This window comes from Massilia sp. BAP21, assembly GCF_057801335.1.
Map to the genome: position 1 here is coordinate 5,772,703 of NZ_CM173596.1, position 22,811 is coordinate 5,795,513.

At 67.7% G+C, this 22,811-nt stretch carries 20 protein-coding genes; 11 read left to right on the forward strand and 9 right to left on the reverse strand.

Annotated elements, in window-relative coordinates; all coding sequences use genetic code 11:
* Positions 1–30: 30 nt before the first annotated feature.
* The 4 genes from ACWYRN_RS25135 to ACWYRN_RS25150 are packed head-to-tail and all read left to right on the forward strand — an operon-like array spanning position 31 to position 6,702.
* Positions 31–897 carry a carotenoid biosynthesis protein gene (locus ACWYRN_RS25135; protein ID WP_488690505.1) on the forward strand — a complete coding sequence of 289 codons (867 nt, stop codon included), beginning with the start codon at positions 31–33 and terminating at the stop codon, positions 895–897.
* Between the two features lie 8 nt (positions 898–905).
* Complete coding sequence (locus ACWYRN_RS25140; protein ID WP_488690506.1) at positions 906–2,294, forward strand: oxygenase MpaB family protein; 1,389 nt, start codon at positions 906–908, stop codon at positions 2,292–2,294.
* Between the two features lie 2 nt (positions 2,295–2,296).
* Positions 2,297–5,800 (forward strand): hybrid sensor histidine kinase/response regulator, encoded by a 3,504-nt coding sequence (locus ACWYRN_RS25145; RefSeq protein ID WP_488690507.1) that lies wholly within the window; start codon positions 2,297–2,299, stop codon positions 5,798–5,800.
* On the forward strand, positions 5,797–6,702 hold the full coding sequence (locus tag ACWYRN_RS25150) for a diguanylate cyclase (protein ID WP_488690508.1): 906 nt from the start codon (positions 5,797–5,799) through the stop codon (positions 6,700–6,702). Before ACWYRN_RS25145 ends, ACWYRN_RS25150 begins: the two co-directional genes overlap by 4 nt.
* A gap of 15 nt (positions 6,703–6,717) precedes the next feature.
* On the opposite strand, the gene ACWYRN_RS25155 is transcribed toward ACWYRN_RS25150, so the two are convergent.
* The 3 genes from ACWYRN_RS25155 to ACWYRN_RS25165 form a co-directional block, all read right to left on the reverse strand.
* Positions 6,718–8,469, reverse strand: coding sequence for an MAG1210 family protein (locus ACWYRN_RS25155; protein WP_488690509.1), 1,752 nt, complete (start codon positions 8,467–8,469; stop codon positions 6,718–6,720).
* Positions 8,466–9,191: a LemA family protein gene (locus ACWYRN_RS25160; RefSeq protein ID WP_488690510.1), complete on the reverse strand. Its 726-nt coding sequence runs from the start codon at positions 9,189–9,191 to the stop codon at positions 8,466–8,468. The genes ACWYRN_RS25155 and ACWYRN_RS25160 overlap by 4 nt, the downstream gene beginning before the upstream one ends.
* Before the next feature lie 561 nt (positions 9,192–9,752).
* Positions 9,753–10,103, reverse strand: a complete 351-nt coding sequence (locus ACWYRN_RS25165) for a winged helix-turn-helix domain-containing protein (RefSeq protein WP_229436832.1) — start codon at positions 10,101–10,103, stop codon at positions 9,753–9,755.
* 82 nt (positions 10,104–10,185) lie between these two features.
* Here ACWYRN_RS25165 and ACWYRN_RS25170 point away from each other — a divergent pair, with 82 nt between their 5' ends.
* From ACWYRN_RS25170 to ACWYRN_RS25195, 6 genes are all read left to right on the forward strand, one after another.
* The gene (locus ACWYRN_RS25170) at positions 10,186–10,737 is read left to right on the forward strand and encodes a hypothetical protein (RefSeq protein WP_488690511.1); all 552 of its coding nucleotides are present in this window, start codon (positions 10,186–10,188) and stop codon (positions 10,735–10,737) included.
* 198 nt (positions 10,738–10,935) lie between these two features.
* On the forward strand, positions 10,936–12,156 hold the full coding sequence (locus ACWYRN_RS25175; protein WP_488690512.1) for a GDSL-type esterase/lipase family protein: 1,221 nt from the start codon (positions 10,936–10,938) through the stop codon (positions 12,154–12,156).
* A 27-nt stretch (positions 12,157–12,183) separates the two neighbouring features.
* On the forward strand, positions 12,184–14,292 hold the full coding sequence (locus tag ACWYRN_RS25180; protein ID WP_488690513.1) for an acyltransferase family protein: 2,109 nt from the start codon (positions 12,184–12,186) through the stop codon (positions 14,290–14,292).
* Between the two features lie 57 nt (positions 14,293–14,349).
* Positions 14,350–15,132 carry a transglycosylase SLT domain-containing protein gene (locus ACWYRN_RS25185; protein WP_488690514.1) on the forward strand — a complete coding sequence of 261 codons (783 nt, stop codon included), beginning with the start codon at positions 14,350–14,352 and terminating at the stop codon, positions 15,130–15,132.
* A gap of 55 nt (positions 15,133–15,187) precedes the next feature.
* Entirely contained in the window at positions 15,188–16,609 is a 1,422-nt protein-coding gene (locus ACWYRN_RS25190; RefSeq protein WP_488690515.1) for an SGNH/GDSL hydrolase family protein, read from the forward strand.
* A gap of 87 nt (positions 16,610–16,696) precedes the next feature.
* Entirely contained in the window at positions 16,697–17,065 is a 369-nt protein-coding gene (locus ACWYRN_RS25195; RefSeq protein WP_488690516.1) for a Fur family transcriptional regulator, read from the forward strand.
* Positions 17,066–17,154: 89 nt separating this feature from the next.
* On the opposite strand, the gene ACWYRN_RS25200 is transcribed toward ACWYRN_RS25195, so the two are convergent.
* The 3 genes from ACWYRN_RS25200 to ACWYRN_RS25210 all read right to left on the reverse strand — a co-directional run bounded on the left by ACWYRN_RS25200 (position 17,155) and on the right by ACWYRN_RS25210 (position 20,236).
* Entirely contained in the window at positions 17,155–17,565 is a 411-nt protein-coding gene (locus tag ACWYRN_RS25200) for a MerC domain-containing protein (protein WP_488690517.1), read from the reverse strand.
* 75 nt (positions 17,566–17,640) lie between these two features.
* Entirely contained in the window at positions 17,641–19,725 is a 2,085-nt protein-coding gene (locus ACWYRN_RS25205) for a TonB-dependent receptor domain-containing protein (protein WP_488690518.1), read from the reverse strand.
* 184 nt (positions 19,726–19,909) lie between these two features.
* Complete coding sequence (locus tag ACWYRN_RS25210; protein WP_488690519.1) at positions 19,910–20,236, reverse strand: hypothetical protein; 327 nt, start codon at positions 20,234–20,236, stop codon at positions 19,910–19,912.
* A 243-nt stretch (positions 20,237–20,479) separates the two neighbouring features.
* Between ACWYRN_RS25210 and ACWYRN_RS25215 the strand changes: the two genes are divergently transcribed.
* Positions 20,480–20,734: a hypothetical protein gene (locus ACWYRN_RS25215; protein ID WP_488690520.1), complete on the forward strand. Its 255-nt coding sequence runs from the start codon at positions 20,480–20,482 to the stop codon at positions 20,732–20,734.
* 12 nt (positions 20,735–20,746) lie between these two features.
* Here the strand turns inward: ACWYRN_RS25215 and ACWYRN_RS25220 are convergent, their stop codons facing one another.
* Genes ACWYRN_RS25220 through ACWYRN_RS25230 form a run of 3 tightly spaced genes read right to left on the reverse strand, consistent with a single transcriptional unit; the run spans position 20,747 to position 22,788 of the window.
* Positions 20,747–21,076 carry a YnfA family protein gene (locus ACWYRN_RS25220; protein ID WP_488690521.1) on the reverse strand — a complete coding sequence of 110 codons (330 nt, stop codon included), beginning with the start codon at positions 21,074–21,076 and terminating at the stop codon, positions 20,747–20,749.
* An 18-nt stretch (positions 21,077–21,094) separates the two neighbouring features.
* Complete coding sequence (locus ACWYRN_RS25225) at positions 21,095–21,727, reverse strand: TetR/AcrR family transcriptional regulator (RefSeq protein ID WP_488690522.1); 633 nt, start codon at positions 21,725–21,727, stop codon at positions 21,095–21,097.
* A 26-nt stretch (positions 21,728–21,753) separates the two neighbouring features.
* Positions 21,754–22,788 (reverse strand): HlyD family secretion protein, encoded by a 1,035-nt coding sequence (locus tag ACWYRN_RS25230; RefSeq protein WP_488690523.1) that lies wholly within the window; start codon positions 22,786–22,788, stop codon positions 21,754–21,756.
* Positions 22,789–22,811 lie beyond the last annotated feature (23 nt).

Consider the following 22,811-nt stretch of genomic DNA (forward strand, 5'->3'; position numbering starts at 1 on the left):
CAAACTGACCAGCCAGGACGAGGAACCACCATGCAGCGCCATCTCCCCCGCATCACCTTCATCCTGCTTGCCCTGTTCCTCGTCGTGCTGCTCACGCGCGGCCTGGGCGAGACCACGCGCATGCTGATCGTCGGCTCGCTGGCGATGTTCGCCTGCTGCTGGGCCAGCGCGATCCACCTGCTGGGCGCGCGCGCGGCGCTGCATTTCGTGCTGATCGCGGTCAGCCTCGGCTGGTTCGCCGAGCAGATGGGGTCGACCTACGGCTGGTTCTTCGGCCACTACACCTATACCGAGGTGCTGGGCTGGCGCCTCGGCGACGTGCCGATGGTGATCCCGCTGATGTGGTTCGCCCTGACCTACATCGCCTACGTGATCGCCAACCTGATGGTCTGGCAGACCCCGGTCGACGGTGCCGCGCCGCTGGGCCAGAGCATCGTCCAGTCCTTCCTGGCCGCGATGATCGTCACCGCCTACGACCTCGGCGCCGACCCGTACATGGTCTTCACGCTCAAGGCCTGGATCATGCACAAGACCGACGGCTGGTGGTTCGGAGAGACCCTGCAGGGCTTCGTTGGCTGGATGGCGGTCTCCTTTGTCATCATCTTCCTGTTCCGCCTCACGCTGCGCCGCCGTCCGCCGGTGGCTGCCGCGGGCGTCTCGCGCGCGCATACGCTCGTGCCGCTCGCCATCTATGGCGGCAACATGCTGTTCCAGGCCTGCCTCGGCACCCCGGTCGAGACCCGCACCATCGCCCTGTTCGCAATGGGCATCCCGCTGCTGGCTGCCCTGTGCGGCTGGAGCCGCTGGCAGGCGCCGCGCATCGCCGCCGTGCCCGACGCCGCGGCCAGCCCGGTGGTGGCCGCCGCCCGCATGGCCGCCGTCGCACGGGAGGCATGATGGGGACCATGCACGAGCCGGTCGTCAGCGCCGATCCGCGCTACCGCGCCGACCCGCCGGCCGACGACACGGTCGCGCGCATCCTCGCCGGCCTCGATGGCGAGGCGCGCTACGACGCGATCGCGGCCGTCAACCGCGAGATCGCCGCCTGGACCACCAACGGCGTGCTGGATGGCTGGCGCGCCAGCCCCGCCACGCCGCCGCACATCGCCGCGGCGCTGGAGGCGTTCGTGCACGCCGCGCGCGTGCTGCCCGACTGGGCCGACCCGGCGCGCATCGGCGCGGCGGAGGCGGTGTTCGTCGAGATGAGCATGCTGTCCTGCACCCTGCTGTTCTGCGCCAGCCTGCCCGAGTGCTACGTGCCGGTCGACCTGGCCAGCGTGCTGCACACGGCCGGCCAGCTCGAACAGCACACCGATTACCGCGTGCGCTCGACCGCCGCCATGATCTTCCCGGTGATGCTGCGCGGCGGCTTAACTACCCCTGACGGCGGCGGCGTCGCCCAGGTGCTGAAGGTGCGCCTGATCCACGCCACCATCCGCCACCTGATCATGCGCGGCAATCCGGCCGAGGTGATGGCCGGCGGCGAGACCGGCGCCACCCTGGCCGAGCTGGCGCCCGAAGGCCCCGGCCTGCACCGCGCCCTGTATGCGCGCGGCTGGAACGTGCCGCAGCACGGCCTGCCGATCAACCAGGAAGAACTGGCCTACACCCTGCTGACCTTCCACTACGTCTTCCTGCGCAGCCTGCGCCGCCTCGGCCTGGGCCTCACTGCGGCCGAGGAAGGCGCCTACCTGCACGGCTGGAACGTGGTCGGCCACCTGCTCGGCATCGAGCCGGCGCTGCTGGTACGCGACATGGACGCCGCCGAACAGCTGTTCGCACGGCTGCAGGCGCGCGGACGCGACGCCGCAAACGCCGGCGCCCTGCCCTACGGCGCGCCCGACCCGCGCCCGGCGCTGGCGAACGCGCTGATGGGGGCAATGCAGGACGAGATTCCGCTGCGCCTCCTGAAACCCTTTCCGACCCTGCTCACGCGCTACCTGTGCGGGCGCACGAACGCGCGCGAACTCGGCCTCGACGGCCGGGTGTCGCTCGTCTCGCGTGCAGTGTTCGCGCTGTGCATGGGCGCAGTGCGCGGCATCGACTGGCTGGTGCGCCGCGTCGTGCCGGGCTTCTCGATCTCGCGCCTGGTGTCGCGCGTCCTCGGCTACCGCCTGACGGTGAAGCTGCTGATGGACCAGACCCGGCCCCTGAAGCTGCCCGCGGCCCTGCTGGACGGGGTCGGCGAGGCCGTGCAGGCCTGGCACCACGACCCGAAGGCGCCGGCCTGGATGAACCGGCTGGAACTGCGCCTGCGCCCCGACTCCTCTTCCATTTCCCGCCAACAACGATGATCATGCGCCCACTGCCCGGCTGGTCCTTCCTGCGCGCGGCATGCGCACTCCTGCTGCTGGCCATGCTGCTGGCGCCGCCGGCACACTCGGCGCAGGCAAGCGCGCCGCTGTCCCTCGACGACCACACCGGCTCGGTCGAAGCCTGGCCCGCCGTCACCACCCTGGACGACCCGGACGGCACGCTCGACATCGGCGAGGTCCTGGCCGCTGCTGACCGGTTCGCGCCGCCGCAGACGGCCTACGCCACCATGGGCATGCACCGCGGCGTGCTGTGGCTGCGCATCCCGGCGTCGGTGCCGGCGCACAGCACCGGGCGCTGGATCCTGGATATCGACTACGCGGTGCTGAACCGCGTGGAGATGTTCGTGGTCGTCGATGGCCACGTGCGCCAGCACGGCCTGGCCGGCAACCTGCAGCCGGCGAACGGCGCGGCGCGCAGCCCGCGCACGCCGGCATTGATCCTCGATCTCGCACCCGGCACGCGGCACGACATCTACCTGCGAGTCGAGAACGCCGGCCCGAAAATCCTGCCGATCCGCCTGTCGCAGGCCTCGGTCTACCACCACGATGCCCTCGGCGAGCAGATGCTGCAAGGCCTGCTCGCCGGCCTGGCCCTGTGCCTGGTGCTGTACGGCCTGGCGCAGTGGGTCAACCTGCGCGAGCCGCTGTTCGCCAAGTTCGCGCTGATGATCACCGGGACCGCGCTGTTCTCGGCCGAGTTCGCGGGCCTGGGCAGCCAGTACGTCTGGGGCAGCGACGCCTGGACCAACATCCACGCCGGCGGCCTGTTCGCGCTGATGTCGTCCTGCGGCGCCTACCTGTTCGTGGAACAGGCCCTGGCCCGGCCCGGCATGGACCGCACCTTCAGCCGCCTGATGAAGACCGGCGCCGTCCTGTGCGTGGTTGCGGCCCTGGCCTATGCCGCGGGCATCATCAGCGTCGACGGCCTGGTGGCCATCGTCAGCACCCTCGGCATCATGCCGATGCTGCTCGGGATGCCGGGCGCCTTCATGCGCGCGCGCCGCGGCGACCTCGTCGGCGTGTACTTCCTGGTCGGCTGGTCGATCAGCTTCACCAGTTCGCTGGTACTGAGCCTGGTGATCAACGGCGCCCTGCCCGCCACCTTCTGGACCATGCACGCGCTGCAGTTCGGGAATGCGATCGACATGCTGGTCTTCATGCGCATCCTCGGCCTGCGCACCAAGGCGATCCAGAACGCCATGCTGCGCGCCGAAGCGGCCACCCGCATGAAGTCGGACTTCCTCGCCAACATGAGCCACGAAATCCGCACCCCGATGAACGCCATCATCGGCATGAGCCGCCTGGCCCTGAAAAGCGACCCGGACCCGAAGCTGCGCAACTACCTCGGCAAGATCCTCGGCGCCGGCGAGCACCTGCTCGGCATCGTCAACGACATCCTCGATTTTTCCAAGATCGAGGCCGGCAAGATGACGCTCGAGCGCGTGCCGTTCGACCTCAACGAATTGCTGGAACACCTGTCCAGCCTGACCGCGGTGAAGACCGACGCGCGCCGCGTGGAACTCGTGTTCCGGGTCGGGCGTGGGGTGCCGGCACGCCTGGTGGGCGACCCGCTGCGCCTGGGCCAGATCCTGATCAACCTTACCAACAACGCGGTGAAGTTCACCGAGCGCGGCGAGATCGTGGTGGCGGTCGAGCTGGAAGCGCGCGGGCCTGAGGGCGTGACGCTGGCGTTCACCGTCAGCGACACCGGCATCGGCATGAACGAGGACCAGCTGGCCCACCTGTTCCAATCCTTCAGCCAGGCCGACGGCTCGATCACCCGCAAGTACGGCGGCACCGGCCTCGGCCTCACTATCTCGAAGCAGCTGGTCGAGCTGATGGGCGGCGCCATCGGCGTCACCAGCACCCCGGGCGTGGGCAGCTGCTTCCGCTTCACCGTGAAACTCGATGCCGGCGCCGACGCCGACGCGGCCGGCTCGAACATTCTGGCTGCACCGGCCGCAGCGCTGCACGACGTGCGCGTGCTGGTGGTGGACGACTGCGAGACCGCGCGCGACGCCCTGGTCGAGATGCTCGATTCGCTCGGCGTGGCGGCGCATGCCGTCGATTCGGGAGAACGTTCGCTGGCCCTGCTGCGCGATGCGGGCGAGCGCGGCGCGCCCTACCAGATCGTGCTGATGGATTACCTGATGCCGGGCTGGGACGGCGTCGAGACCATCCGCCGCATCCATGCCCAGGCCGACCTGGCGGCGCCGCCGGCGATCCTGATGGTGAGCGTCTGCACGCGCGAGACGGTGCAGCAGCAGGAAGGCGCGCTGCCGCTGCACGGATTCCTCACCAAGCCGATCGGTCCGGCCCTGCTGTACCACAGCCTGCTGCAGGCGCTGAGTCCGGAGACGGCGCCCCAGGCCCCGGCGCGTATCGACACCGGCACGCGCGAACTGGCGCGGCTGCGCGGCGCGCGCATCCTGCTGGTCGAGGACAATACCAACAACCGCGAAGTGGCGCTCGACTTCCTGGCCGCCGCGCCGGTGCAGGTGGACGTTGCCGTGCACGGCCAGGAAGCGCTGGAGATGGTGCAGCGCCAGGACTACGACCTGGTGCTGATGGATATCCAGATGCGCGAGATGGACGGCCTCACGGCGACACGCCGCATGCGCGCCATCGAGGGCCTGCGCGCGCTGCCGATCGTGGCCATGACCGCGCACGCCATGGCCGGCGACCGCGAGAAGAGCCTGGCGGCCGGCATGAACGACCACATCACCAAGCCGATCGATCCCGAACAGCTGCTGCGCGCCCTGCTGACCTGGATCGACGGGTCGCGCCTGACCGGGCGTACCGCGCCGCTGGCGCCGGCCGATGGCGCCGCACCAAGCGCGCCGCTGCGCCTGCAGGCGCTCGCTGGCGTCGACTGGGACGCGGCCCTGGCCGGCGTGAACGGCCAGCAGGCGCGCCTGCTGAAACGGGTGCGCAGCTTCGTGCAGGAATACCGCAGCGCGCCGCGCCAGCTGCTCGACGCCCTGGCCGGCGGCGACCTGGGCGTGCTGCAGCAGTTGTCGCATAACCTGAAGTCGAGCGCCTCGTACGTCGGCGCACACGCGGTGGCGCATGCGGCCGGCCAGCTGGAAACCGGCCTGCGCGCCGGCGACACGGCGGCGCCGGCGGCGCTGGTGCCTGGCCTGGCCGCGGCGTTGGTGGCGGTGCTGGAAAACTTCGAGGGCTTGCTTAGCCCGCACGGCGCAGCCCAGGACGGTGCAGGTGCGGGCACGGGCGCCGGCACGCTGTCCGCCCTGCCGGGCCTGGTGCGGCGCCTCGGCGGCTACCTGCGCGAAGACGACGCCCGCGCCCAGGGCGCGGCGGCCGAGCTGCAGGCCCTGTTGCCGGGCGCGGCCCAGGCGGCCGAACTGGGCGCGGCGCTGGCGGCCCTGGCGGCGGCGGTCAACGACCTCGAATACGCGGCGGCGCTCGACCCGCTGGCCCGGGTGGCGCAGCAGCTCGGAGTCGACCTCGGGGAGCCGGCATGAACGCCGCGCCGCAAAAGGTGTTGATCGCCGACGACGACGCCGTCAACCGCGACGTCCTGTGCGAGCTGCTGCAGCCGGAATACACGGTGCTGCTGGCGAAGAACGGCGCCCAGGCGCTGGAACGCGCCACGCGCCACGTGCCCGACCTGGTGCTGCTCGACGTGATGATGCCCGACATGAGCGGCTACGACGTGTTGCGCCGCCTGCGCGCCACGCCGGCCACGGCGCACGTGTCGGTGATCTTCATTTCCGGCCTGGACCGGCCGGAAGACGAAGCCGCCGGCCTCAAGATGGGCGCCTCGGACTACATCACCAAACCCTTCAACGCCACCGTGGTGCTGGCGCGCGTGGCCCTGCACCTGCAGCTGGTGCGCCAGCGCCGCATGCTGGAACACCTGGCCAACGTCGACGGCCTCACGGAATTGGCCAACCGGCGCCGCTTCGACGAAGTGTATGCGGTGGAATGGCAGCGCGCGCGGCGCACCGGCGAGCAGCTGTCGCTGGCCCTGCTCGACATCGACTGCTTCAAGCAGTTCAACGATTTGTACGGCCACCCGGCCGGCGACCGCGCCCTGCGCGCCGTGGCGCGCGCCGCCGCGGCCCAGATGCGGCGCCCGGCCGACCTGGCGGCGCGCTACGGCGGCGAGGAACTGGTGCTGCTGATGCCCGACACCGACGCCAGCCAGGCCGGCTACGTGGCGAACGCGATCCGCGAGGCGGTCGCGCTGGCCGGCATCGCCCACGCCGGCTCCAGCGCCGCCCCCTGGCTCACGGTCAGCATCGGCGGCGCCACCTTCCTGCCCGACAGCGGCGAACCGGCGGCGGCCCTGTTCGAAGCGGCCGACGCCCACCTGTACAAGGCCAAGCAGGCCGGCCGCAACCGGGTGGTGTGGCGCGGCTGAACAGCCGGGGTCACATCAGCCGGGCAGGATCGCCGACAGGATCGACCGGCGCAGGACGGTCGTCCCGGCAGCGATGCCATGCCGTGCAAACGCCGCCGGCATCGCGCTGCCATCACCGTCCGTGGCGGCGCCGTTCGCCGCCTCGCCCGGCGCGGCCGTTTCCTTGACCAGCACCCTGGCGCTGTTACTGACCTCGAAATACTCGTCCCAATGCACGGGAACCTGGTGGGTGCGGCCATCGCCGCCCCAGACCGAAATGTAGGTGGTCCGCCCGACGCTCTTGAAGCCGCTGGCGGTCACGCGCACCGCCTGCGATCCGTCGGCCTCGCTTTCCGTGGACGTCTTCAGGATGCTGCGCGTCACGCATTCGGGATGGTTGAACGCCGCCTCGCCGTGGTAATTGGCGATCGCCTCGTGCTCCCAGAAACAGGGCTTGTGCGAATAGGTGTCCTTGTAGATGTCCGAATGCGGCCGATGCTGCTGGTACAGCGGAATGGCGAGAAGTGGCGCCATCCCGAAATAAAACGACTTGAAGAACGCGTTGTGGTAGCTGTTGAAGAAGCTGCGCGCGTGGGCCAGTTCGTAGGCATGGAAGCTGGCGGGATCGCCGCTGATGTCGGTACTGCGCATGTGCCCCGCTTCGACGACGTTGATCATGTGCGTTTTCTCGAACACGAAGGTGTCGCCGAAGCCCGTTTCGCTGTCCTTCAGGAGCTTGAGCATTTCCTGCTGCGCCAGGGGCGTGAACAATAGCCGGAACTGGACTTCGTGGTTGCGGTCGGTGGCATCGAACAAGGCGTCGAACTCGCGGTTGGACATCACCGTGAACGTATTGCCCTCGCCCACATCGCGCGATTTCGCTTCCAGCTTCTTGATGGCGCGGTTCTTGCGCCATTTGTCGAACAGGCCGTCTTCCAGCTTGGAGAGTTTCGACGGGTTGCGGCTGAATACGAGGTCCGGCGCCGCTTCGTTGCCGTAGACGATGAACGTGCGGTTTTCGTATTCGGGGAATGGGCGCTCGACCGATGCGCGCAGCGTTTCGAAACGGGTGCGCGACTGCCATTTGCCTTGCGAATCGCGGTACTGTTCCGTCCAGCTGATCTGGAGCGAACCGTGGTAGGTCTTGCTGCCCATCCAGTGCGACAGGGTGCGCGCAAGAATGAACGGATTACCGTTCAATACGCCGCTATGCGAAAACACGATGGAATGGTCGTCGCCGAGATTGCCGTGCCAGCCAAAGCTGCTGCGCAGCTCGTCCATGCGGCCGTTGCTGAAATACGGGTCGAAGGCAATGCGCGGCACCGTTTTTTCCATCAGTTTGGCCACGATATCCCAGTCGAACAGGCGGTTCAGCGGCGCCATCTGGCTCCAGGCCTCGGTGCGCTTCGCTTCGCAGGCGTCGCGCAGGCTTTTGAGCCGTGTGTCGGAGTCGTTGATGGTGCGATTGAGCAGGTGCAGCGCAGCGGCAAGCGCGATTGCCGGCAGCACAATCCAGAGCCAGGCGTAATTGGCGCCGATATACAGCGCCAGCAGCACCGCGGCCGCGATGGTGACGCCGCGCAGGATGCGCCACCACTTGTTGGCCGACCCCGCGCCGGCCGCCTGATCCTCGAGCTCGCGCAGTTCCCGTACCGTCTGGATATTCGCGTTCTCGTCGACGCCGGAGCGGCGCACGAGGTCCTCGAAAAAGTCCGACGTGTTTTCGAGGTGGGCAGACCTGAAATGTGAGGAATACTGCTCCAGCGGCTCGTGGACGTCGGCAATCAAAAGAAGACACCCCGTGCGGCGGCCTTGGTTTCGGCAGAGGCCGTGAATGGAATGCGGGTCGTATAGCCTGCCCGCGCCGCAACGATCTGCTTGGTTGGCCAAGCGAAGATATCCTGGTTCCACATGCCGACGGTATCGTTATACAACGTGCGCGCGGCGGTCACTTCCTTTTGCAGATAACTGTTCTGGCGCATGGCATCGGCAATGACGGCTTGCGCTTTCAGGTCCGGATACGCCTCGACAGCCAGGCTAATGCGCGAAAACATGCCGTCGATTTTCTGGGAAGCCTCGTTGCGTGCGGCATCGGCGTTGTGCCCGCTGCGGTAAGCCGCGACCGATTTCATCACATCCTTGTCGAGATCGATGGCTTTTGCGACCAGGCCGACCACGTTGTTCAGGATAACGACGCGCTGTTCCAGGTAATTGTCGATCTGCGATGCATCGGCCTGGATTTTCTGCTGCAGCTTGCGCAGGTAGGCCAGCGCGAATACCTTCATGAATTGGAAAACCAGGCCCGGCAAGGCGCCCAATACCAGCAGGCCCAGGCTGTATGTCCGCGGCAATGCATCGGTCAACAGCGCCACGAGGCCGATGATCGGAATGACCGTCCATAAGGCGATTTCAAAAATCAGCGAACCGGTGCCGATCTGGACCGGAATCTGCCTGCTGATGACATTGACATCGCGTCCGCCCTCGTCGACCGGGCCGCTTACTTCGTCCAACTCGTTTGCCATGCGTGAACATTCCTCCGTTTTGGTTGATTGGTGGTGGCGACTTGTTTCGCTGCCGTGGCTGGCACGGTCCGGCGCTATGCAATCCGATGAGATTGCTTTTAGTCACTTTTTGTTGTCATGATATCTTGCAAAACAAGAAGCAATCAAGTGCGGTGGAGACGATATGCCACATCGATTGGATCGGATTCGTTCCCGATCAAGACTTGAAATAATGGGATCGTTTTGGTGGCATTGCTTCGGCGTGTGGAGCAATCGACGCACAGGACCGTTGTAATACGTACGCATTGCGATGGACCGCCGGGCGCTGATGCGCACGCCAGTCCTTCCCTTATTGCATTCGGCCAGGATGGCTAAGACGGTTCATTGAATCGAAACGGAAAATGGCGCGATCGGCGAGCGCCTGAATGTTTTCATGTGGCGAGCAAAAGCGGACTAGAAAGTCCACGCCGATCGCTTACAGCCGAGCCCATGTCCGGATGTCAGACTTGACCCCGGCTTGTGACTATTGGATAGTTTTCGACTATTTCTAGATGGTACTATGCCGTCCGCCTAGCCTTCGGTGGCGCGCAGCATGCATTGGGACAGGCGGTCGAAGTGCAGCAGTGCGGCCTGGGTCAGTTCGATGCGCTTGCGGCGCGTGTCCTCGGTATCGGCCAGCATGATCCAGCCCTTTTCCCGCATCGACTTGAGCCGGTTGTGCACGGTGGCCGGGGCGCCGAGTTCGGTGGCGCCCATGACGTCGCGCACGCTCAGGCGCTGGTCGGTCTGGCCGGCGCGGGCGATCAGCGCCAGGATGCGTTCTTCGAGCGGGTCGAGCTCGGGCAGCGACGGCAAGCCGCGCAGGGCTTCGGTCAGCTGGAGGAAACGCAGATAGATGTCGGCGGGGCGGGTTTTCTTCATGGGTTGGCGGTGGCGGATGCTGCCGGCCGGCGCATGAACGTTGGCGGCCTGGTCCGGCCAGACTATTTTACTGCACCAGGGTATGAAACAGCTTCAACTGCAAGCGCTGATGGCCGGCGCCACCATCGCGATGTTCTCCGCGGCCCTGGCCGTGAACGAACTCTTCTTCCTTCGCCTCGAATTCGCACCAGGCATCAACTGGCTCTACCTGCCGGCCGGCGTGCGCCTGCTTGCCACCCTGCTGTTCGCCGAAGCCGGCGCCGTCGGCCTGTTCCTGGTCAGCTGGGCGGCCTGCGCATTCATCTTCTTTCCCGACGATCCGCTGCGTTCGGTGGCCGGCGGCTTCCTCGGCGCCGTGGCGCCCTACCTGGTCTACCTCGTGATGCGCCGCCGCTTCGGCCTGCAGGCTTCGCTGGGCAACCTGACGCCGGCGCGCCTGCTGTGCTGCGCCCTGGCGTATTCGATCGCCAGCCCGCTGCTGCACCACCTTTGGTTCGGCCTGGCCGAAAACAAGAGCGGCCTGCTCGGCAGCTTCGTGGCGATGGCCACCGGCGACTTCTGCGGCACCATCGTCGTGCTGTATGGCGCGAAGCTGGCCCTGCACCTGCTGGCGCCACGGCGCAAGGCCGGTTGAGCGAGGTCCTCGCGGACCGCCCTGCGGACTGAAAATATTTGCAGCAAATCATGAAATACGACGCTAAATGATTCCTCCAGTCATTAAACTAGCGATACCAAACAGGCCACGCCGCCCATCCCGGGTGCGTGGCCTGTTGGCGTAACAAGAGACAGGTTTTCGCCTTACCGACACCCCATGCAGTCATTCCCGATACCCATGCTCCGCTGCGCGGCCCTCGGCCTCGGCCTGCTTGCCGGCCAGGCCGCGCTGGCGGCACCGGCCTGCGGCTGGCAGGGCGCCGCGCTGCGCCCGGTGCTGCGCGCCGACGCCAGCTTCACCTGGCATGCCGGCGCCGAACCGCCGCAGCTGCCTTCCCCTGCGCAGCCTTCCCCTCTGCGTATCGCCCTCTGGGGCGACAGCCTGACCTCTGCGCCCGACTTCATCGACGCCGCCCTGGACGCGGCCGGCATTGCCCGCGCCGCCGTCCAGCCTTCCTTCATTCAGGCCGGGGTCCAGGTGCCGGGGCTGCGCCTGCCGCTAAAATCGGCCTGCGCCACCAGCGGCTGGCAGACCGGCTACGCGCACAAGGAAAACCCGGGCAAGGGCCGGCAGCCCAGCTGGTACGGCAAGGGTTTCGTGAGCATGCGCTCGGCCACGCCGGGCGACAGCATCCTGCTCGACTTCCGTTCGCCCTCGCTTGCCGCGCGCGTGAAAGAGCTGGCGATCGTGTTCGAAAAGGCGCGGCCCGACGGTTCGCTGCTGCTGGGCGTGGCGGTCGACGGTGGCGCCGAACAGCTGGTGCCGCTCAGCCGCAGCAGCGCCACCCGCCTGCGGATCGTGCCCGACGCGCCGATGGCGGCGATCCGCATCCGCCTGGTGTCGGGCCAGGTGACCGTGCACGGCTTCGCGCCCGCGTATGCGCAGGCGGCGCGCGTGGTCCTCGACAGCTTCAGCGTCCCGGGCGGCATGCTGCGCAGCTGGGCGTATGCCGACGAGAACCTGTTCGGCACGCCCGACGATTACCAATTGGTGCTGGTCCAGTACGGCACCAACGAAGGCGCCGCCCCGCGCTTCTCGCGCAGCGACTACCTGGCCTACCTGCGCAGCAACCTGGGGCGCATGCGCAAGCTGTATCCGCATGCGCGCTGCATGCTGGTCGGGCCGCCGGACCGCGGCGTGCCCAGCGCCGCGGGGGCCGCCGCGCTGCGCTATGCGAATGTGCACCGCCAGATCGCCGCGTCCCAGAAGCAGGCCGCCGAAGAGCTGGGCTGCGGCTTCTGGGACTGGCAGGCGGCCATGGGCGGGCCGGGCGCCGCCGCGCGCTGGGCCGGCATGCAGCCGCCGCAGATGCAGAAGGACCAGACCCACCTGACGGCAAAAGGCTATCAGGTGAGCGGCCGCCTGTTCGGCGAAGCGATGCTGACCGACAAACACTGACAACCGAACCGACAACCGAACGCTTCCATGTCTCACTCCAAGACACATCCTGGCGCCTTACAAGAAGAACACCGTTTTGCCGAACTCGATGGCCTGCGCGCGCTGGCCGTGGTGTCCGTGATCCTGTTCCACTGCGAAGTCTCCGGCCTGCTCAGCGCCGGCTTCTTCGGGGTCGACATCTTCTTCATGATTTCCGGCTTCATCATCACGGCCAAGCTGCTCGATGAAGTCCGGCGCCAGGGCGACTTCCGTTTCGCGACCTTTTATTTCCGCAGGCTCAAGCGCCTGATGCCGCCGGTGCTGGGCCTGATCGTGCTGGCTGCCTTCACAGTGCCCACCGCCGACGAGGCCTTCGACCACTTCCGCTCGGACGTGCCGGCGGCGCTGGCCTATGTGTCGAACTGGTGGCAAATCGTTCATGCGCAGGGCTATTTCGACACCACGCCGCTGGTGCTCAAGCATTTGTGGTCGCTGGCGGTCGAGGAGCAGTTCTACTTCCTGTGGCCGGCGCTGGCCTGGCTGGCCCTGAAGCGCTACGGCGAAAAGGCGACCGGCGCGCTGGCCCTGCTGCTGGCGCTGGCCAGCACCGCCTGGATGGCCTGGCTGTTCGAGCCCGACCTCGACAGCGCCCTGCGCAACCGGCTCTACCTCGGCTCCGACACCCACGCCATGGGCCTGTTCGCCGGCGCGGCGCTGGCCGGCTTCTGGAATCCGTGGCGGGCGGCGGCGCGCGGCGTCCTGGCGCGCTGGGGCTGGCGCACCGCCGCCCTGGCCGCGCTGGGCCTGCTGGGCTGGATGATGCAGGCCATGAACAACGACCACCCATGGACCTACGAGGGCGCCTTCCTGCTGGTGCCGCTGCTGACCTGCGTGGTGGCCTATACCGTGATGGGCGACCGCGGCTTCGTGCTGTCGCGGCTGTTCCGGACCCGCGTCATGCAATGGCTGGGGGTGCGCTCGTATTCACTCTACCTGGTGCACTGGCTGGTGTTTTGCTGGATGCGCCTGCACGGCTGGACCGATTTTTCGGAGCCGGCGGTGCTGGCCGGCGGGCTGGCCGCCGTGGCCGTGCTGGCCGAGCTGCTGTACCGCTGCACCGAAGAGCCGATGAAGAAGTTCGATACCCGCGGCCTGGACGCGCGCCGGATGAAGACCCTGGTGCTCAGCTACAGCGGCGCGGTACTGGCGCTGTTCGCCGGCACCGCGCTGTACGGCATCCGCCCGGCGCCGCTGGTGGCCGCCGCGCCCGCCGCACAGGAAAGCCCGCTGCAGGAGCGCATCGCAACCGGGGCGCCCGCGGCGCCGGATAGCGCCGCCGCACCCACCGTCAGCGACGAGGAACTGGCCTCGAACGAGCGCATCTCCGGCGGCGACGATCTGTTCGCGATCGGCGACTCGGTCCTGAAAGGCGCCCAGGCCCACCTGGAAAAGGTCATCCCCGGCATCCGCATCGACGCCGCCGTCGGGCGCCAGGCCAGCCAGGGCCTGAAGGTGATCCAGGCCTGGCGCGCGGCCGACGGCAAGGCGCAGACGGTGCTGGTGCACCTCGGGACCAACGGCTACATCACCGAAAGCCAGTACCGCGCCCTGCTGGCCGAGCTGGCCGACCGCGAGCACGTGCTGCTGGTGAACGTGCACGTGCCGAAGCCCTGGATGAAGCCGAACAACGAGATCATCGCGCGCATGGCGGCCGATTTCCCGAACGTGCGCGTGATCGACTGGGACGCCCTGTCGGCGGCGCGGCCGGCCTTCTTCGGCAAGGACAATACCCACCTGACGGTGAAGGGCATCCGGGCCCTGACTGCCCAAATCAAGGAGGCGACCGGCGGAACGGTTATCATGCCGGCGAGCGAACAGGATACAATGTTGGCTAAAAGCAAGGAACTGGCGCCGGCCGCCGCAACGCACAGCCCGGCGCCCCTGCACAAGGAAGCGCCGCAGGAGACACCGAAGCAAGCGACAGCGGCGCCCGCGTCCCCCGCCGCCGAACCGCCCGCCGCCCACGAGGCCGCCGAAAAAGGGCTGAGGCAGCCGCCCGAACATGCGGCGGACCACGCCGCGAAAGCGGAAGAAGCGGCAGCGAACCACCTGGCCCACCCCTCGCCCACCCCGGTCGAGGCGCAGCCAGGCGATTGAGGGCCGTCCGCCCTGCCCCTTGCGGCAGGCCGGTCGACAGCCCGGAAAAGGAGACCCATGAGGGCTTTACGTAGTGTGTTAACCCTGGTGCGGGTGCTCGGCATCCTCGCCGTGGCGATTGTCGTGTATGCGTTCGTCCATCCCGAGCGCCTGGGCCAATGGCTGGGCCGCGGGCAGGCGGCGCAGGCGGTGACGCAGCCGGCCGCCCAGGCCGTGGCGCAACCGGCGGCGCCCGCCGCATCCTCACCCAGCCTGGCCGCGGCACCCACGGCGGCAGCGGCGACTGCGCCCACCTCCGCCGCACCGGCGCCCGCCACGGCCGCGCGCGCGCAGCCACCCGTGGCGCCCGCGGCGCCGGCCGTGCCGAAACCGGTCAAGGCCAGCAAGTCCCAGGCCGCGATGGCCCAGTGGCTGGGCGCCAAGTACCGGATCTCGCCGGCCATGCTGGAGATCCTGATCGTCGAGGCCGACAAGCTGTCGAAGAAGTATAAACTGTCGCCCAACCTGATCATCGCGGTGATGGCGATCGAATCGAACTTCCACCCCTACATCCAGAGCGAAGCCGGGGCCCAGGGGCTGATGCAGGTGATGCCGGTGATCCACGCCAAGCGCTACGAGAAATTCGGCGGCAAGTCGAGCTTCATCGATCCCATCGTCAGCCTGAAGGTGGGTGCCGAGATCCTGCACGACTGCGTGAAGCTCAAGGGCGGGTCGGAAGACGAGGCGCTGCGCTTCTACTTCGGCGGCGGCGCTTCGAGCGGTGCCTACATCGACAAGGTGCGCGCCGAGCAGCGCCGCCTGAACGCGGTGGCCGCAGGCAGGCAGGTGCCGGTCGATTGACCCTGCGCGTTTGATTGATGGTATTTTGCCGCCGCGGCGGCGCTATGGAGAGCGCATGCGCAGACCCTTGTCCCTGATGTTGTTCGCGGCCGCCGCGCTGCCGTCCCTGGCCGCCGCGCAGCCGGCGTCCCCGGCCATCCGCCAGCTGCTGGTCCAGGCCCGGCCCGACCCGGCGCCGCTCGAATGCGAAAAAGCGGCGCCGGTGACGCGCCGGCCGGCGGCGGCCAACCCCGACCCGCTCGAAGTACCGACCCTCGAGACGGTGCTGAGCATGTCGCCGAACGCCGACGTGACCATGGCCTCCGGGCCGGTCGCGCCCCGGCCTCCCGCCCCGTCTTCGCGCCCGGGGCCGGGGCCCTACCGCATCGCCATCTGGGGCGACAGCCACCTAGCCGCGAACTTCTTTACCGAGGAGCTGCTGCGCCAGTTGAAGGCGCCGGGCGGCGTGACCAATACCCTGATCCCGGCCAACATGAACCGCGCCGGCGTGCGCCTGCCGCTGCTGCGCTCCTGCGTCAGCGCGCAGTGGAAATACGAGCCGAACTACGTGGGCGGCGAGAGCGCGGCCGCGCCCGGCCCCGGCCTGAGCAACATGTTCGCCGCGGAGCCCGGCGCCACCCTGGCCTGGGACCTGCGCAAGACGGCGCAGTCGCCCGGCTACGAGCGCGTGCGCATCCTTTACCAGCAGCTCGATGCGCCGCTGAGGGTCGGCATCAGCGTCGACGGCGGCGCCGAGCAGGAAGTGTCGCTGGCCGGCGCCGCCGGCCCGGCCGCGCTGGAACTGATGGCGGACCTGCCGATATCCCAGGTCAAGCTGCGCCTGCTCGACGGGCGCTTGCGCTTCCATGGCCTGGAGCTGCTGCCGCAGGCGCCGGCGCCCTTCGGCATGGATGTCTTCGGCTACCCCGGCGCCACCGTGGCCGGCTGGAAAGCGAGCAACCAGGATTACCTGGCGGGCTGGTTCGCCAAAGACCAGTACCAGCTGGTGATCCTGGAATTCGGCACCAACGAGGGCAACGTGAAGCCCTTCGACCTGGCGGCCTACCGCAAGAGCCTGACCGATTCGGTGGCCAACATGAAGACCGTGTTCCCGTCGGCTGCCTGCGTGCTGGTCGGGCCGGGCGACCGCGGCGTGCTGGTGCCGCGCTCGGCGAACATCCGCAAGGCCAAGACACGCAAGGAACGCGAAGCGCAGGCGCGCAGGAAAAAGGCGGCGCAGATCGACCTGCTGCAGTACTCGCGCATCCATGCCGACATCAACCGGTTGCAGGCCGAGGTGGCCCAGGCCGCCGGCTGCAGCGCCTGGAGCATGCAAGACGCGATGGGCGGCCAGGGCAAGGCCTACGAGTGGGCGCGCCAGTCGCCGGCGCTGATGGCCAAGGACCTGATCCACTTCACGGTGCCGGGTTACCAGCGCCTGGCGCAGGCGTTCTTCAAGGACATGGGCTGGGCGCCGCTGCCGGCCGCGGAGGAATAAAGCTGTGGGCCGCAGGAGCAATATCGCCAGAATCGCGCGATAATACCGGATTGCCCGTGCCGCCCCGGCCATTGAAGGATCGATTACATGGAAAGAAATACGCGTCAGCGCAAGGCCATCCAGGAAGTGATGGCCGCCGCCGGCCGTCCGCTGTCACCGCAGGAACTCCTGGAGCATGCGCAAGGCGCCGTGCCCGGCATCGGCATGGCCACCATCTACCGCAACATCAAGGCGATGCTGGAAGCCGGCGACATCGCCGCCGTGTCGCTGCCCGGCGGCGGCGACCGCTACGAGATCGCCGGGCACGAACACCATCACCACTTCCATTGCCGCGCCTGCGACAAGGTGTATGAGGTGCATGCCTGTCCGGGGGACATGAAGAAGCTGACGCCGCAAGGCTTCGTGCTGGAGTCGCACGAGTTGACCTTGTATGGGCTGTGCAGCCAGTGCAGGTAGACGCATCCGCTGCTTGAACGCGTGGACGGCAGAGCCGTCCACCCTACGCGCCCTAACCCGTAGGGTGGACCGGGCCACGCGTTCAGCAATCAGTGCACAGCCTTCCCGTTACCCCCAGCCGCAACACAGCGCTTGCATCCCCGATGATTGCGCAGGTGCGCCGACACCAGCAGCACGCTGCTGACGATCGCCAGCGCCGTCTCCGCACCCTGGCCGTAGCGCGGCCCGACGAAGAACACCGCCGCCAGGAAGCACGCCAGTCCCGCCAGCCCGACCGGCAGCACGAAGGGATCGCGGTGCGCCAGGTAGCCCGGCAATAAGGCCAGCAGCACCGGTACCGTCACCGCCGCCAGCAGCAAGTCGTGGAAGGCATGGTGCTGGCCGCCCAGCCCCAGCACCGGAAAGGCCAGCACCAGCAGCGGCCCGGCCACGCAATGGACCAGGCACAGGGCCGAGGCGGCGATGCCGGCGTAGTCGCCGAGTTTGATCAGTTTTTTCATTCGCTACTCCAAAAAACATGCCCGGCGCACCCACACGGATGCGCCGGGCCGGCAGGCATGCGCCTGCTCGATGGCTTAAAAGACCAGGCGCAGCCCCGCCGTCAGGTTGCGGCCGGCCAGCGGCGCCGCGTTCTTGATGAACGAGGTATGGCTGAAGGCCAGCTCGTTCGTCGCATTGTTGATGCGGGCGTAGAACTGGGCCGGCACGCCGCCGATGCGGGTCGTGTAATGGGTGCCCAGGTTCAGCATGTTGTAGCCGCCGGTCGGGGTTTCGAACTGGGCCACGTCGTCCTGGCTGCCGACGTGCACGAATTCGACCAGGCCGTGCCAGCGCTGCCAGTTGGCGTCGAGCTTGGCGCCGACGCGGTAGGGTGCGATGCGCGGCAGGTTGCGGTTGGCGCCGTCCTCGAAGCGGGCACGCACCATGTCGCCGAACAGGCTGGCGTTCAGGTTCGACGTCAGCTTGCGCCGCACTTCGCCTTCCAGGCCGGTGAAGGTGGCATCGCGCTGGGCGTACTCGATCAGCTGGAACCCTTCGTGCGCATCCAGCGTGTTCGCGTAGATGTAGTCGTTCACGCGGTTGTGGAAGGCGCTCAGCGAGAAGGTGGTCGCGCCGGCATATTTGCGCAGCGTGAGGTCGACGTTGTTCGAGGTCTCCTTCGTCAGGTTCTCGTTGCCGATTTCCCAGGTGCTGGTGGCCAGGTGGGCGCCGTCGGCGTACAGCTCCTCGGCGGTCGGCAGGCGGTGGCTGCGCGACACCGAGGCGCGCAGCGAGTATTCGGGGCTGAACTTCCAGACCGCGCCGGCTGCTACCGAGGTGCCGCGGGCGCTGGTGTCGCGCTGGGTCTCGGAATCCACGTCGATGTCTTGCCACTCGTGGCGCGCCGCCGCTTCGAAGCGCCAGTCGCCCAGCTTGTATTCTTCAAGCAGGAACACCGCGTGCTTCTTGGTGACGGTGGACGGCACGTAGGCTTCCTCGCCGGAGGCGGCGAAGTCGCGCTTCCCGGTCTGCAGGCCGAGCACGCCGCGCCAGCCACCCAGCGGCTTGTGTTCGAGTTCGAGGCGGCCATCGTGGGCCTTGTTCTTGAAGCTGGTGGCAACGATGCCGTCTTCCAGTTCGTCGTGCTGGTAGTTGGTGATCGAAGCGCGCACGCGCAGCTTGCTGAAGCCGGCCAGCGGCTCGCGGTATTCGCCGCGGATGTCCCAGCGGTCGCTGTCGAGCTTCACGACCGGGACGTCTTCCGCGCCATGTTCGTGCTCATGCTCGTGGTCCTCGTGGCCTTCCTCGCCCTCTTCCTCGTGGCCGCCGCAATGCAGGTGGTCGCCGTGCGGGTGGCAGGAACCGAATTCGTGGTTGTGCCCCGGGATGCCGTATTCGCTGCGCTCCTTGGTATAGGCCGCGCCAATGAAGCCGCGCTCGCCGATCCACGACAAACCGACACTGCCCGTCTCGCTTTCCTTGTAGCTGCCAGGTACGCGGCCGCCGCCTTCCCAGCCGCTGCCGACCTTGTAGGCGTCGGCATCGCGCAGCACGCCTTCTGCGTGGATGGCGAGATTGCCCGCGCCGCCGGTGAATTCGAAGGCCGTGGTCTTTTCCTGCGCCACCGAGTTGGCGCGCAGTTCGACCGAACCCTCGAGCGGTTTGTCCGGCATCGCGGTCGGGATCTTGCGGTCGAGGATATTCACCACGCCACCCACCGCGCCGCCGCCATAGGCCAGCGCGGACGGGCCGCGCAACACTTCGATGCGCTCGGCCAGCACCGGCTCGAAGGCGACGGCATGGTCCGGGCTGATGGTCGAGGCATCCTGGATCTCGGCGCCGTCGGACAGGATTTTCACGCGCGGGCCGTCCATGCCACGGATCACCGGGCGGCTGGCGCCGGCGCCGAAGTGGCTGGAGGTGATGCCGGGCTGGCCGGCCAGGGTCTCGCCCAGCGTCGATTCGCGGGCGCGCACCAGTTCGCCGCCGCCGAGCGAGGTGACCGGGGTGACCATGTCGTCGCTCAGCAGGCCGAGGGCACTGGCCGAGATCACGACGGTCGGGATGCTGTCGGGATCCTTGTCCATGCGGGACGATGCCGTTTGGGCATGCGCGGAGGCGCTGAAGGCCAGCAGGATGGCGAGCGTGAGCGGCGTGCGTTGGCAGGCGAGGACGTGCATGGGGCGGTTCCTTATCCGGTGACGGTGAGTTCTTGTTGATGCCGCGAGCGGCCTGGCATTAATTATAATGAGAATTCACTATCAATAGAAGAGCCGTTCGTGTTTTTCTGCGCACGAATGCAAAAACGGCGGCACCAGGCCGCCGTTCGGAAGGCTCGCCCGGCGCGTTGCCGGGGGCGATGGGTCAGCGGCTGCGTCGGCGCACCGAGGCGATGGCGGCCACGTCGAGCAGGCTCAGGGCCAGCGTGCCCGTTTCCGGCACCTTGAAGATGTCCAGCACGTTGTCGTCGAAGTAGTTGTCGAGGTCGTAGCCGAAGTTGCGCACGAAGTTCATCGTGTAGTCCACCGAGAAGGCCGAGGCCGGCATGTCGAACCAGCCCTGGTACTGCTGCCAGGCGCCGTCGTGCGAGTCGAGCGTGGCGGTGGCGACGGTGCCGAGGACGCTGCCGTCGATGCCGCGCCAGGTCAGCGATACATAGCCGTTGTCGCTCGGCGTGCCTGGTCCAGGCATTTTGACATCACACCCCGCGTGCTCGGATGGCTTCGCACGCGCTCCCCGCGACTGCAGGCGATTGCTGACCCGCAACATATTGCGTAGCAGCATCTGTAATATACACCTGCCCTGCTTGAGCCATTCTGACTCTCATTTTCAAGGAAGAAATGCACGCTGATCATTTGCCGACTAGCATTTGAGAGTGCTGGGCTGGTTGGAGCAAGGGCAATACACCATGCTGCAAGTTCGAATGAGGCACAGATGACGACCTCCACCCTGTCGGCCAGCTGCGTATTCTGCTGGCTCTACCTTGGCGCGGCGCTTCTTTGCCTGCTTGGCGCGCCTGCCGTGTTCATGTACGCCCGACGCGCGGCTGCATCGGGCCGCACGACCGCTTCGCGGCTCATCCGGCTCCTTGCCCTGCTCCTCACACTGCTTGCTGGCGGCTTGTTCTACATTGCCTACGATTCGTTTGCCATCGTGGACTGGATATCGACGGAAAAGGTATGGCCATGAGCGCTGCCGCTGTCAGGCGCTCTTCCAGCCCGAGACGATGATCGCCATCCCGCACAGGGCAATGGCCGCCCCGGCCCAGTCGAGCCGCGACAGCGCGACGCCGTCGACAAAGCGCAGCCACACCAGCGCCGTGGCCACGTACACCCCGCCATAGGCCGCATACACGCGTCCGCTCGCAGCCGGGTGCAGGGTCAGCAGCCAGACGAACAGCGCCAGACTCGCTGCGGCCGGCACCAGCAGCAGGATGGAGCCGCCCTTGCGCAGCCACAGGTAGGGCAGGAAGCAGCCAACGATTTCGGCAAGGGCGGTGGCGACGAAGAGCAAGGCGGTTTTCAGGAGCATGACAGGTCCGGTCAGGTTTCAGGCGCGGTGGGCGTCGCGCAGCGCGCGCAAGGCCAGGCCGATCAGGTCGCCGGCGCGCAGTTCGGCGTGCAGCTGCATCGCATTCCCGTAGGTGAGTTCCATCACCAGCGCGCCCAGTACCAGCGGCGCGACCGGCGAGCGGCCGTCCGGGAAGATCTTGGCCAACCGGCTGCCGACCGCCTTCCACTGTTCGTCGAACAGGCGCGTGTGGCGCTCGAACAAAACCGTGTGGTTGCGCACCAGGCGCGTCAGGTCGAGCACCAGCATGCGCAGGTCCGGCTCGTGCTGCAAGCCGTTGGCCCAGGTGCAGACGGTGGCGATGGCTTCCTCGGCGCCCTCCACTGCATCGAGGCGGCGGCAGAGTTCATCGGCCTGGCCGCCGGCGTAATAGTCGAACAGCTCGAAGAAGAGTTCGTCCTTCGAGGAGAAGTTCGAGTACAGCGCGCCCTTCGAATAGCCGGCTTCCTCGGCGATGCGGTCGACCGAGGCGCCGGCAAACCCTTCGCGCGAGAACACGACGGCGGCCGAGGCCAGCAGGCGCTCGCGGGTTTGGGCGCGGCTCTGCTCGCGCGTCAGGCGGGCCGGCCGGCTGGGCGTGGGAGCTTCCTTGATGGCGTCGGATCGGTTCATGGTCTCGGTTCTTGTAATGGGTCGGGTCAGCCTTCCAGCGCCACGGTCGGCGTCACCGACATGCCCACCTTCAGCAGGCGTGCGGCCTCCTGGCCCGGATCGATGACGATCTTCACCGGCAGGCGCTGTACCACCTTGGTGAAATTGCCGGTCGCATTATCCGGTGCAATCGGAGAAAAGGAAACACTGCTGGCCGGCGCCAGGCTGGCCACGTGACCGTGCAGCGTGGTCCCCGGCAGCATGTCGACGGCGATGTCGACGCGCTGGCCGACGCGCATGCGTGCCAGCTGGGTCTCGCGGAAGTTCGCTTCCACATAGGCCGACTGCAGCGGCACGATGGCCAGCATCGATGCGCCGACCTGGGCATAGGCGCCGACGCGCACGCTGCGCTGGCCGACCACGCCGTCGATCGGGGCGACGATCTTCGTATACGACAGGTGCAGCTCGGCCGCCTCCAGCGCCGCCTTGCTGCGCGCCACCTGGGCCTCGCCCTGCTCCACCTGGGCGCGCAGGATCGCCACCTGCTGGCGCGCACCGAGCAACGCCGCGCTGTTGGCCTTGTGCTGGGCCGCCGCGGCCTGGGCCTGGGACTCGGCTTGCTGGCGGTCCTGCAGCGTTGCCGAGCCGTCCGACGACAGGTCGCGGTAGCGGGCTTCGTTGGCGCGGGCGTATGTCAAGGTCGCCTGGTCGGCCGCGACGGCGGCGCTGGCACGCTCGATGGCGCTGCCCTGTTGCAGCGCGGTGGCACGCAGGCGCGCGAGGTCGGCCTCGGCCTGGGCCAGGTCGGCCTTGGCCATGTCGACGGCCACGACGTAGTCGCGGTCGTCGATCCGGGCCAACAGCTGGCCCTTCTTCACGGCCTGGTGGTCCTCGACCAGGACCTCGAGCACGTTGCCGGCCACTTTCGGTGCGACCAGGGTGAAGTCGGCGGTGACGTAGGCGTCGTCGGTGCTCTGGCGCGCGCCGTGGCCTTCGCCATAGCTGAACGAATAGGCGCTGCCGGCCAGGACGGCGGCGAGCAGCACGGCGACGGTGATTTTTGCGGTGTTCGGGAGAGACATGCTGATCCTTGATGATGCTGTTT

What these genes read in the sequence shown, in the direction of transcription:
- ACWYRN_RS25175 (WP_488690512.1), top strand. Translation starts at nt 10,936, where the DNA reads ATGCTCCGCTGCGCGGCCCTCGGCCTCGGCCTGCTTGCCGGCCAGGCC.
- ACWYRN_RS25200 (WP_488690517.1), bottom strand. Translation starts at nt 17,565, where the DNA reads ATGAAAAAACTGATCAAACTCGGCGACTACGCCGGCATCGCCGCCTCG.
- ACWYRN_RS25215 (WP_488690520.1), top strand. Translation starts at nt 20,480, where the DNA reads ATGACGACCTCCACCCTGTCGGCCAGCTGCGTATTCTGCTGGCTCTAC.
- ACWYRN_RS25185 (WP_488690514.1), top strand. Translation starts at nt 14,350, where the DNA reads ATGAGGGCTTTACGTAGTGTGTTAACCCTGGTGCGGGTGCTCGGCATC.
- ACWYRN_RS25170 (WP_488690511.1), top strand. Translation starts at nt 10,186, where the DNA reads ATGAAACAGCTTCAACTGCAAGCGCTGATGGCCGGCGCCACCATCGCG.
- ACWYRN_RS25165 (WP_229436832.1), bottom strand. Translation starts at nt 10,103, where the DNA reads ATGAAGAAAACCCGCCCCGCCGACATCTATCTGCGTTTCCTCCAGCTG.
- ACWYRN_RS25210 (WP_488690519.1), bottom strand. Translation starts at nt 20,236, where the DNA reads ATGCCTGGACCAGGCACGCCGAGCGACAACGGCTATGTATCGCTGACC.
- ACWYRN_RS25150 (WP_488690508.1), top strand. Translation starts at nt 5,797, where the DNA reads ATGAACGCCGCGCCGCAAAAGGTGTTGATCGCCGACGACGACGCCGTC.
- ACWYRN_RS25195 (WP_488690516.1), top strand. Translation starts at nt 16,697, where the DNA reads ATGGAAAGAAATACGCGTCAGCGCAAGGCCATCCAGGAAGTGATGGCC.
- ACWYRN_RS25145 (WP_488690507.1), top strand. Translation starts at nt 2,297, where the DNA reads ATGCGCCCACTGCCCGGCTGGTCCTTCCTGCGCGCGGCATGCGCACTC.
- ACWYRN_RS25205 (WP_488690518.1), bottom strand. Translation starts at nt 19,725, where the DNA reads ATGCACGTCCTCGCCTGCCAACGCACGCCGCTCACGCTCGCCATCCTG.
- ACWYRN_RS25230 (WP_488690523.1), bottom strand. Translation starts at nt 22,788, where the DNA reads ATGTCTCTCCCGAACACCGCAAAAATCACCGTCGCCGTGCTGCTCGCC.
- ACWYRN_RS25180 (WP_488690513.1), top strand. Translation starts at nt 12,184, where the DNA reads ATGTCTCACTCCAAGACACATCCTGGCGCCTTACAAGAAGAACACCGT.
- ACWYRN_RS25135 (WP_488690505.1), top strand. Translation starts at nt 31, where the DNA reads ATGCAGCGCCATCTCCCCCGCATCACCTTCATCCTGCTTGCCCTGTTC.
- ACWYRN_RS25220 (WP_488690521.1), bottom strand. Translation starts at nt 21,076, where the DNA reads ATGCTCCTGAAAACCGCCTTGCTCTTCGTCGCCACCGCCCTTGCCGAA.
- ACWYRN_RS25225 (WP_488690522.1), bottom strand. Translation starts at nt 21,727, where the DNA reads ATGAACCGATCCGACGCCATCAAGGAAGCTCCCACGCCCAGCCGGCCG.
- ACWYRN_RS25190 (WP_488690515.1), top strand. Translation starts at nt 15,188, where the DNA reads ATGCGCAGACCCTTGTCCCTGATGTTGTTCGCGGCCGCCGCGCTGCCG.
- ACWYRN_RS25140 (WP_488690506.1), top strand. Translation starts at nt 906, where the DNA reads ATGCACGAGCCGGTCGTCAGCGCCGATCCGCGCTACCGCGCCGACCCG.